The 10,741-nt window shown below is 64.3% G+C and carries 9 protein-coding genes; 8 read left to right on the top strand and 1 reads right to left on the bottom strand.

Going from position 1 to position 10,741, the window contains the following annotated elements; translation table 11 throughout:
- Window positions 1-33: 33 nt before the first annotated feature.
- The 5 genes from BM193_RS24610 to BM193_RS24630 are packed head-to-tail and all read left to right on the top strand — an operon-like array spanning window position 34 to window position 6,809.
- The gene (locus BM193_RS24610) at window positions 34-1,404 is read left to right on the top strand and encodes a hypothetical protein (protein WP_092801766.1); all 1,371 of its coding nucleotides are present in this window, start codon (window positions 34-36) and stop codon (window positions 1,402-1,404) included.
- On the top strand, window positions 1,397-2,131 hold the full coding sequence (locus tag BM193_RS24615) for a hypothetical protein (RefSeq protein WP_092801763.1): 735 nt from the start codon (window positions 1,397-1,399) through the stop codon (window positions 2,129-2,131). The genes BM193_RS24610 and BM193_RS24615 overlap by 8 nt, the downstream gene beginning before the upstream one ends.
- Before the next feature lie 8 nt (window positions 2,132-2,139).
- Window positions 2,140-4,971 (top strand): ATP-binding protein, encoded by a 2,832-nt coding sequence (locus BM193_RS24620; protein WP_092801760.1) that lies wholly within the window; start codon window positions 2,140-2,142, stop codon window positions 4,969-4,971.
- The gene (locus tag BM193_RS24625; protein ID WP_175533407.1) at window positions 4,968-5,996 is read left to right on the top strand and encodes a DUF4424 family protein; all 1,029 of its coding nucleotides are present in this window, start codon (window positions 4,968-4,970) and stop codon (window positions 5,994-5,996) included. The genes BM193_RS24620 and BM193_RS24625 overlap by 4 nt, the downstream gene beginning before the upstream one ends.
- A gap of 12 nt (window positions 5,997-6,008) precedes the next feature.
- Entirely contained in the window at window positions 6,009-6,809 is an 801-nt protein-coding gene (locus tag BM193_RS24630) for a hypothetical protein (RefSeq protein ID WP_139176310.1), read from the top strand.
- Window positions 6,810-6,815: 6 nt separating this feature from the next.
- Here BM193_RS24630 and BM193_RS24635 read toward each other — a convergent pair whose 3' ends face one another.
- Window positions 6,816-7,334, bottom strand: a complete 519-nt coding sequence (locus BM193_RS24635) for a CcdC protein domain-containing protein (protein ID WP_092802160.1) — start codon at window positions 7,332-7,334, stop codon at window positions 6,816-6,818.
- A gap of 188 nt (window positions 7,335-7,522) precedes the next feature.
- Between BM193_RS24635 and BM193_RS24640 the strand changes: the two genes are divergently transcribed.
- From BM193_RS24640 to BM193_RS24645, 3 genes are all read left to right on the top strand, one after another.
- The gene (locus BM193_RS24640) at window positions 7,523-10,018 is read left to right on the top strand and encodes an alpha/beta hydrolase family protein (protein ID WP_175533408.1); all 2,496 of its coding nucleotides are present in this window, start codon (window positions 7,523-7,525) and stop codon (window positions 10,016-10,018) included.
- Between the two features lie 56 nt (window positions 10,019-10,074).
- Window positions 10,075-10,248, top strand: coding sequence for a hypothetical protein (locus BM193_RS28900; RefSeq protein WP_175533409.1), 174 nt, complete (start codon window positions 10,075-10,077; stop codon window positions 10,246-10,248).
- 174 nt (window positions 10,249-10,422) lie between these two features.
- The gene (locus BM193_RS24645) at window positions 10,423-10,662 is read left to right on the top strand and encodes a hypothetical protein (RefSeq protein ID WP_092801751.1); all 240 of its coding nucleotides are present in this window, start codon (window positions 10,423-10,425) and stop codon (window positions 10,660-10,662) included.
- Window positions 10,663-10,741 lie beyond the last annotated feature (79 nt).

Below are 10,741 nucleotides of genomic sequence, written 5' to 3' on the forward strand. Positions count from 1 at the left end.
TGAACACTCATCCGGAATAGAATGATTGATATAATGGCAAGTGCAGCCGTGGCTACGGATGCAAATCAGACAGAGCAAGAGCATCACGATTCCTTGCAGGCGCATTTCCAGCCGAATATCTCAGCCGACGAGATCGAGCAGGTTTTCCATTTGAAGCGGGCGCAGCCCTTGCTGCAAGTGTTTACCGCTCTCTTCCACGGCGGTTTCGACGGCGTGCTGGTGCGCCTGCTGGTGTTGCGCGAGTTGGCCGCCGATGCGGCCACGTCCGCGTATACGCGCGCCGATATCAACACCAAGCTGGCGTACCTGTTGCCGGAAAGCCTGGAAACGGTCTTGCTGCGCCTGCGCTCGAACCAGCTGCTGGCCTGGGATGCGCAGCAGGGCGTGTACCGGGTCACGCCCATGGCGCGCAATGTGCTGTCCGCCATCGACAGCCTGCTGGGCCTGGGCCAGACGGAAGACGAGGCGGAAATGGGCTTTTTGCTGTCGCAGGTGGCCGGCGCGCAAGCCGTCGGCGGCGTGTCGGTCGAGCAACTCCAGCATTTGCTGGGGCGCCTGGTGGATTTGACGGAAGAATTTTCCGACGCCATCGCGTCCGGTTCCGAATTCCGGCTGCGCACGGCGCAGGCGAAGTGGAACATGGCCTGCGACTGGGTCGAGAAGGGCTCCGAGATCCTCGTCGCCATCACCTCCGATGAAAACGCCGACAGCGCCACGCACAAGGCGGCGCAGGCGATCGGCCGCGCGCAGAGTAAATTGCTGAACATGCAAGGCATGTTTTCGCGCGCGCTGAACCAGATCGAGCGCCAGCGCGTGCACCTGGGCCAGTCGGGCCTGTCGACGACGGACATCAAGCGCTGGCTGCTGCAGCACGACGACCTGGCCAGCCTGGCCGAGGGCGCCATCGACCAGCCTGTCGTGCCCCTGTTCTCCACGCCGGCCGAGATGATCGACGTGGCCGAAACGGAACTGCTGTCCGAACGGGCGGCAGGCGTGACCAACACGGGCCTGCCCAGCGGCGAGGACGCGCCCACCACCATCAGCGACGGACCCGCCATGCAGCTTGAACTCGATGACCTTTTGGACCGCCTGTCGAACTTCGCCAGCCTGGGCAATTTCCCCAGCATCGGCGAAGAGGGGCCGAAATCCGTGCCCGTGCAGGATTCCCTGCTGCCGGCCAGCTTTGCCGTGGCCTCGTACCGCGCCTCGATGCTGCCGCTGCTGGGCGACGTGTCCGAAGCGAGCTTGCAAGGCTCGACGGCCGAACTGGCCCGCCTGCCGATTACCTTTACACCGACCGACGAGATGGTCCAGCTGACCGACCCCCACGTGGCGGCCATGTCGATCGCCTCGCTTTCACTGAATGTTTCACTTGATTTAGATAGCGGCACCGCCGATGAATGACGATTCCCAAATCCTGATTGCGCGCCTGCTCACGCATCAAACCCTGCGCCGCGACGACAAGCTCGTCAAGCGCGTGCTGTCCGACGAGCTGTTCCGCGCCGAGATCGATGCGCGCCTGCTCGCCTGCGGCCTGAAGCTGCTCGACAACGTGTACGCCGACCATGTCACGCTGGCCCTGACGCGCACCATCGAGCCGAAGATCTTCGGCGCGCGCGACGTGTGGCAAAACAATAACTTCGGCCTGGCGCGCGATGGCGTGGCCTTGCTGGTGGTGCTGTGGGCGCAGATCATCCTGCCCAAGCGCGAACGCCAGGAAACGCACCAGCATGCGGACGACGACCAGAACGACATGTTCGGCACGGAAAAGCCGCTGCCGCGCGCGGAAGATGCGTCGATCGGCATCGCCTACAAGGCGCTGCTGTCGGACTTCGGCGACAAGCTGGGCAAGAAGACGCGCATGGACATGAACCTGGGCACCCTGGCCAAGCTGGGCTTCATCGAGCGGCGCGGCGACTATATCCTGGAAGGCCCGCTGCTGGACCTGATGATGGATACGGACGTGCTGAAGGAGCGCATCATCAACGGCGCCCTGGCCGACGTGTTCAAGCGGGCGCCCGCGCGCCTGGTGGCCGTCAGCGGTGATCCGCTGCAGGATGCCGACCTGTCCGCCGACATCGGCGATCTGCCCGACGCGGGCGACGAGCCCGTGTCCGACCTCCCTCACTGAAAGTACCCATGTTTCATATCAAATCACTTGAACTGGTGCACTGGGATTACTGGCAGCGCATCAAGAATATTCCGCTCGACGCGAAGATCATCACCATCGCGGGGCAGAACGGCTCGGGCAAGACCACCTTGCTCGACGCCTTGCGCACCCTGTTCGGACTCGATTGCTCGATGGGCCGCACGTATAAACACTATGCGCGCCATTCGGGCCAGCAGACGGCCTGGCTGCGCGCCGTGGTCGACAACAAGAACGTGGGCAAGCAGCTGTCGAACCGTCCGTTCCGCAGCTCCGGCTTCTTCAGCGATGATGAAGTGACCCTGTTTTGCCAGATCCAGAAGAATGGCGGCGACTGGAAGCGCCAGTATCTGATGCGTCCGGGCAATGTGCAGATCGAGGACATCGCCGACGCCAACGACTGGCTGGGCGTGGAAAACTACCGCAAGCGCCTGGCCAATGCGGGCCTGTCGCCGGCCATGTCGAAAGTGCTGGCGCTGGAGCAGGGCGAGACGGACAAATTGTGCGAATACGCGCCGCGCCAGCTGCTCGACCTCGTGTTCCAGGTGTTCGGCGACAAGGAAGTGCTGGACGCCTACGACGAAGCCAAGCGCCACCAGCGCGACACGGAAGTGGAGCTGAAGCGTTTCGAGACGGAACTGGAAGCGTCGAAGACCAACCTGGAAGGCTTGCGCCTGCGCGTGGCCAATTACCACCAGTGGGAAGGTTTACACAAGGAACGCCGCAACTTGCTGGAAGAAGTGCTGCCCAGCCTGCAGTATCACGAGGCGCGCGAAAAGGCCGCCGCGGCCAGCCGCCAGTTGCGCGATGCGCGCAAACCGATGGCGCAGGCGGACCAGCAGCTGACGGACAAGCGCAATGCGCTGGCGGCGCAGGCCAAGGCCCTGTCCGACGCGCAGATGAATGAAACCCTGCTGGAACAGGAATCGATCGGCTTGCAGAGCCGCCTTTCCCTGATCAATAGCAAACTGAAACCGCTGGACAGCCTGCTGGAGCAGAAGGAGCGCCTGCACAAGCTGGCGGCCGATTCGGGCAGCGACATCGCCGAGGTGGCGGCGCAGCTGGAACAGAAGGAAGCGCAATTGCTGCAGCAGCGCCAGCAGCGCGACGCCCTGGCGGCGCGCATCGCGGCCGAACAGGCAACGATTGCCGCGCTGCAAGGCAAGACGGCCATGCCGGAGCCGGAGAATGTGCGCGGCATGCGCCGCGCGCTGCGCGACGCGGGCATTTCCCACGCCATGCTGTCCGATATCGTCGAAGTGACGGACAGCCGCTGGCAGGGCGCCGTCGAAGGCGTGCTGGGCGGCTACGCCTCGGTGGTGCTGCTGGACAAGGCCAAGGATGCGGCTGCCGCCTACCGCCTGGCGGAAAAGGAACGCTACCGCCACTTCATCGTGCCCGACCTGGTCACGGCGCCCGTGGCAAAGGATGACAGCCTGCTGGCGGTAGTGAAATTTTCCGCGCCCGTCCCGAGCTGGCTGATCGAGCAGCTGTCGCGCATCGCCCGCGTCGATTCCGTCGAGGCGGGCTTTAAACTGGGCAACCATGAAGAGTGGATCACGCCCGAGGCGTATCACCGCGAACGCCGTGGCGGACGCTCGCTGTTCGTGGAAGCGTCGCGCTACCGCTTCGGCCAGGCTGGCCGCAGCGGCCGCCTGGAAGCGCTGCTGCGCTCCTTGCCGGGCCTGGAAGGGCAGGAAGATACCCTCACCTTGGCGATCTCCAAGCTGGCGGCGGAAGTGGGTGCGTTAAAAGCGCGCATCGCCGGCGTCGACGCGGCCAAGGAATTGAGTGCGCGCCAGGAAGAATTCGCCGAAGCGCTGCGCAACTCGAAGCCGCTCAAGGAAGAGCGCCTGGAAGTGGGCGGCCGCCTGGGCGAGCTGCAGAATCTGACGAAGAACGCCACCGTGGCGCGCACGCGCGCCGATACGGTGTGGCAAAACGCGCGCCTGGCCCTGTCCGAGGCGGAAGCGGGCTCGCGCCTCGGCTACAAGAAGCAGATCGAACAGCGCGCCGAGCATGCGCGCGCCTTGCTGGCCCTGCGCCGCGCCTGGCGCCACTTGCCGAAAAGCTGGAAGCGCCCCAGCCGCCGCGCCGCGCTGGTGGCCGAACACCAGAATGCGCACCAGGTCGATTTGCGCGTGGCCAGCCTGCAAAACAGCCTGGCGCGCGACGACTGGGAACTCGACGCCACCGTCATCGACCAGCACCACCGCCTGTCGGACCAGCTGCATGGCCGCCAGTCGGAAACGGACGAGCGCCGCTACCAGAACAACCGCGCCATCGAAGCGACGGGCAACGCCCGTGGCGCCTACATGGAGCGCTTGCGCTACACCATCAAGACCTACAGCAAGAACATCAAGGAATTGGGCGAACTGGCCGGCATCGAAGTGCATGCCGATCCCGTGCGCCTGGAAAACGACGATGTGCAGCTGTCGCAGGCGGGCTTGCACGTGCGCTTCAAATTCGACGGCAAGGGCGTCATCGGCATGAACGATGGCGAAGCGTCGGGCGGCCAGCAGGTCATGAAATCGCTGGTGCTGCTGATCGGCTTGCTGAAATCGGAAGACGGTTCCGGCGGCTTCGTCTTCATCGACGAACCGTTTGCCCACCTCGATATCCGCAATATTCAACTGGTCGGCGAATTCCTGAAAAACACGGAAGCGCAATACCTGATGACGACGCCGCTGACGCACAACACGGACGTCTACGATCCGTCGGAGCTGACCTTGATCACGAGTAAGAAAAAGAAGGATACGCAATGGGCGCAACCGATTTTCGTGCTGCAGCGCCGCGTCGATCCCGTAACGGGCAAGGCGGCATGAGGGCCGCGCGCCAGTGCGTGATGGCCGCGGCCCTGTCGCTGGCCATGGCCGGCGCGGCCATGGCCAATGACGGCATCGGCTCCGTCAGCGCCGGCGGCATTATCGTCGGCAAGACCGATGCCGTGGCCATGAAAAAGGAAGTGCTGACTGTCAGCACGGACTTGATCAAGGTCGAGTACGAGTTTCTCAACGAATCGAAAAACGATGTGGAAGAGACCATCATCTTCCCGCTGCCCGCCTACCAGGCCGGCTATCACCAGTCGCCCACGTACTATGGCCAGCCGCAGCAGTTCTCGATCGAGGTCGACGGCAAGCGCAAGGATTACCAGACCGTGCTGGTCGCCAGGCTCGACGGCCGTGACGTGACGGCGCGCCTGGCGCAGCTGGGCCTGTCGGATGCGCAAGTGGCCTATTTCCCGTCGTTCAGCCCGTTCGAAAAAAAGGTGGCGGCCTTGAACGCCGCGCAGAAAAAAGCCATGATCGCCGAAGGCTTGCTGGCCAAGCTGTCCGACGACGAGGAATGGGTGCCGGCCTGGTCCGTGACGGTGGTCTACCAGTGGCGGCAGGCATTCCCTGCCGGTAAGACGGTGCGCGTGCGCCATCAATATGCCCCCTTCGTGGCCGCCGGCCCCGGCGCCTCCTACCTGGGCGACGGCAAGGAATTTGAACAGAAGTATTGCGGCGACAAGGCTTTCTACAAGACGTGGAACCGCCTGGCGGCACAACAGGGCGAGGGCGGCTTCGTCAATGCCAAGTGGGTCTCGTACATCCTGAAGACGGGCAACACCTGGAAGAATGGCATCGAAGACTTTACCTTGAACCTGGTCAAGGGCAAGCCGGACGAGCTGATCAGCCTGTGCTTCCCCGGCACGTTTACCAAGATCAATCCCACCACCTTGCAAGTCAAGCTGCGCAACTTCCGCCCGCAGCAGGATCTGAACGTGTATTTCGGCAATGTCGAGGGTGGCAGCGAGAATACGGGCGAAGCGCCTGCGTTGCGCCCCCATTACTTGCTAACGAAATAGAAAGACATCGCCGTGCCAATGTTGATCCTCAAGCGCCACCTCCGTTTGCTCTGCCTGGGCGCGCTGCTGGCCGCGCCTGCCGCCAGGGCCGACAGCTACACCGATTTCCAGCAGGCCAGCGAGCGCCTGCAAGCGATGGTGGCCGCATCCACCTCGGCGAACGGCTTGCCGCGCCTGCGCGATCCCGGCGTGGCGGCGCTGTTTGCCCAGGTCGCCGATGGCCCGCGCCTGTTCCAGGCGCCCGCCGCCGCGCTGCAGGACATGGACCGGAGCGTGGCCGTGTGCGAGCGGGCGACCAATCTGGGCAAGGCGTATTACACGTTTGACTTGCAGCGGCCGCTGCCGCTGTCCGGCGTCGAACTGCAGCAGGCGCGCAAGGAGCAGGTGACGCGGAATCTGGCCGATTACGGCGATGAAATGGCCGCCCTGTTTGCCTTCAGCATGCATTGCCATGCGCACTTGATCGGCTTGATGGAAACCGAGTTCCGCGCGCAGCCCGCGCAGGATGTGAGCGGGGCCGAGCGCCTGCGCGCCCGCGCGTTCAGCAAGGGATCCGGCACCGTGTTTGCCAATGTGGTGCAGTTCGTGCAGGTGCCGTTCTGGACCGTGGCGCAAAAGAAGGTGATGCTGGCAGCGGCGGCGCAGCACGCCACGGCGAATGCCAACCTGATGGCGCCGCCGTTGCGCGAGCGTTTGCTGACCAGCCTGGCCGATGCGGACCAGGATCTCGATCCCGCGCTGGCGCCGGCGCTGGCGACGATACGCCAGGCACTGGCGGTGACGGCGTGTACCGGTCTGTGCCAGTACTACTGACCCGGCTTACTCGGTGACTTCCAGGGGTTTGTTGCGCTGGCGCCAGCGCAGCAGGCCCCAGGCGTACACCGAGTAATAGCCGATGACCAGGCCATAGGCGGCCATGGTCAGCGCGCTCTGGCCGAACGGCGGCGGCGGCACGGGCACGTCGAGGCGCGTGTTCAGGTAGATTTCCATGCCGCGATACAGCAAGCGGGCGATGAACAGCATCGTGATGGCCAGGCCCAGGTAGCGGTGCTGGGTAAAGAAAAAATCCTTGCCGACGTGTTCGAAACGCGTCAGCTTCAAGCCCAGCACACCCAGCCAGCCGCCCGCCAGCGCACCCGCGCCCAGGCTGGACAGGGGCAGCAGTTCGAATTTCGTCGTCGTCGCCAGGAACAGCAGCAGTGCGGGGAAGCCGACGGCCACCAGCCAGTGGCGCCACAGCTGCGATTTCTGGCGCGCCACGAGTTTCTTCAGGCGCGAATAAATGCGCCAGACCAGCAGCGGGACCAGGAGCAGCAGGGCGAGGGTAGTGGTTTCCATGTAGGCATTCGGGGACGGATAAAACAGCGATTGTAAGCCAGATGGCGGCAAGGGCGTAGCAGGGCCGATGGCAAAAGTTGCTTATTGACATTTACATGGCATGAAAGCACTATGCCCTGTCATCCGGTGCCGCCATGCGCGGTACGGTGCCGTCAGTCACTGTTTCCCATCCACCTGTCTGGAGTGCCATGTCTACTCGTTTCCCCTTGCTGCCCATTGCTGTCGGCCTGATGGCGTCGTCGCCCTTGGCCATGGCGCAAGACGGTGGCTATCAGTTGCCGCCAGCGCCGCTGCAAGCCATTGTCGATGCGCCGCGCGCGCCGACCTTGAGCCTGAGTCCGAAACGCAACCTGGCCGCCGTGCTGCCCACCCCTTCCTTGCCCGGCATCAGCGAAGTGGCGCAGCCGGAGCTGAAGCTGGCGGGCTTGCGCATCAATCCGCGCACGTATGCGGCCAGCCGCTTCAGCTTCCACACGGGCCTGCACTTGCTCGACATCGACACGCAGAAGGACATCAAGGTCAGCGGCTTGCCGGCCGCACCGCGCATCGCCGACCTGGCCTGGTCGCCGGACCAGCGCTACCTGGCCTTCACCCACGTCGCCTTTGCCGATCCCGCCAGGGGCGTGAAGGCGTCGGGCGTGGAGCTGTGGCTGCTCGACGTGCAGACGAGGGCGGCGCGCAAGCTGTCCAGCACCCCCCTGTCGGCCGTGTATGGGCGCGGCTTTTCCTGGATGCCGGACAGCAAGACCTTGCTGGTGCAGCTGAAACCGGCCCGGCTGGGCGCGGCGCCCGTGGCCAGCGGCATCCCGACGGGGCCAGCCATCCAGGACAGCGTGCCCGGTGGCGGCGTCAAGCAATTGCGCACCTATCCCGACCTGCTGAAGAACGCGCAGGACGCGCAGCTGTTCGAGCACTACATCACCGTGCAGCTGGCCTTGCTGGACGTGACGGGCAAGCAGCGCCTGGTGGGCCAGCCTGGCCAGTTCTCGCGCGTGACCGCTTCGCCCGATGGCAAGCACCTGCTGACGACCAGCATCGTGCGTCCGTATTCCTACATCGTGCCGGCATCCGATTTTGGCCACCGGATCGAGGTGCGCGACCTGAACGGCAAGGTGGAGCACGCGGTCGCCAGCGTGCCGCTGGAGGAAGGTCTGCCGCCAGGCAATGATGCCGTCTCGGCCGGCGTGCGCGCCGTCAGCTGGCGCGTCGATGCGCCAGCGACTTTGGTGTGGGCCGAAGCGCAGGATGGCGGCGACCCGGCCAGGGCGCTGGACATCCGCGACATCGTCTACACGCAGGCGGTGCCGTTTACCAACAAGCCGGCCGTGCTGGCCAGGCTCGGTTCGCGCTATGGCGGCATCGCCTGGGGCCGCGGCGACCTGGCCCTGCTGACGGAAGCATGGTACAAGACGCGCGCCGTCAAGCAGTGGAGAATTTCGCCAGATCAACCTTCCACGCCAGCCGACCTCGTGTACGCAGGATCGTTCGAAGACCGCTACAACGATCCGGGCCAGCCCGTCATGCGCGCGGATGCGGCCGGCTTGCCGCGATTGCTGATCGCCGCCGACAGTTCCATTTTGCTCGATGGCCAGGGCGCCTCGGCCGAGGGCGACCGCCCCTTCATCGACCGCCTGAACCTGGCGACGAAGCAGAAGCAGCGCCTGTTCCAGAGCGCCGCGCCGTACTATGAAAACGTGGTGGCCGTGCTGGACGAGGATGGCAGCCGTCTGCTGTCCACGCGCGAATCGCCGACCGAACAGCCGAATTACTATGTGCGCAACCTGAAACAGCAGGGCGCCGCGCAGTTGACGGCCCTCACGCACTTTCCCCATCCGCTGCCGCAGCTGAAGGACGTGCAGAAAGAGCTGATCCGCTACAAGCGCGCCGACGGCGTCGACCTGACGGCGACATTGATGCTGCCGCCGAACTATGACGTGCAACGCGACGGCCCGCTGCCGACCCTGATGTGGGCCTATCCGCAGGAATTCAAGACGGCCAGCGCCGCCAGCCAGACCAAGGGCTCGCCCTACAAATTCAATGCCGTCAGCTACTGGGGGCCGGCCGCCTTCCTGTCCATGGGCTACGCCGTGCTCGACAATCCATCGTTCCCCATCGTCGGCAACGGCGAACAGGAGCCCAACGACACGTATCTGCCGCAGCTGGTGGCCGATGCCGAAGCGGCCGTCGACGAGGTGGTGCGCCGTGGCGTTGCCGACCGTCACCGCATCGCCATCGGCGGCCACTCGTATGGCGCCTTCATGACGGGCAACCTGCTGGCGCACACGCGCCTGTTCCGCGCCGGCATCGCCCGCAGCGGCGCGTATAACCGCACCCTGACGCCGTTCGGCTTCCAGGCGGAAGAGCGCTCGTTCTGGCAGGCGCCCGCCGTCTACCAGGCCATGTCGCCATTTAACTATGCGGACAAGATCAAGGATGCGCTGCTGCTGATCCATGGCGAGCAGGACAACAACTCGGGCACCTTCCCCATCCAGAGCGAACGCATGTTCCAGGCCGTCAAGGGCCTGGGCGGCACGGCGCGCCTGGTGATGCTGCCGAACGAAAGCCACGCCTACCGCGCGCGCGAATCGATCATGCAGATGCTGTATGAAAGCAACAACTGGCTGGAGACATACGTGAAGAACGCCCCGCCGCCGGCCCCTGAAGTCAAGCCGGCCGGCAAATAAGGGCAGCGGCGCGCATCTCGTGGTATGGTCTTCCTTTGTCCGCAGGGAGGCCAGCCATGTCCACGTTCGCCATTGAAGCCCACCGCGCGCCCGATCCGGCGCCTGCCGATGAACCGATGCCGGCACCGGAGCCGCAGCAGGCGCCGGGCCACCACCCGGGGCCCGAGCGCCCGGTGCCGCAGGAAGATCCCGTGCCGCACCCGCATCCTATGCTAAGTAACCCCCAATAAATTATGGTGATTTCTGACTTCCATAACCGGCGCTCTGCTGTGTTACCCGCTGCTAGCAGTGCTCGCACTGCGTCGCATCGGGCGCCTTGCATGGCATCCGGTTCTGTTCTTCATAAATTCACAATAATTCCCTGAGGATTACTTAATTAATCTCCTCAAGAAAGGCTGTTTTAGATGGCAATTGTCAAGGAAGTCTACACACGCAAAGTCAGCGGTGAAACATTCGATTATGAGCTCGACTATACCCCCGGCACGGACGTGGCCTGGATCGCGCGCGTGTACCACGACGGCGTGCTGAAAGGCTCGCCCCACGGCGCGCTGACGGCCAACGTGCTGTCCGGCCCGGCGCTGGAACAATATCTGCGCGCCTACGTCGAAGGCATGATCGAGCGGGGGCTCGACGTGGCCGAGTAAGTGCCGGGGTCAGACCCGCCGGGTCTGACCCCAGTATTTTCTTGGGTTGGCAGTAGAAACAACAAAGGGCGCCGAGGCG

Source organism: Janthinobacterium sp. 344 (assembly GCF_900112025.1).
Classification (GTDB): Bacteria; Pseudomonadota; Gammaproteobacteria; order Burkholderiales; family Burkholderiaceae_D; genus Janthinobacterium.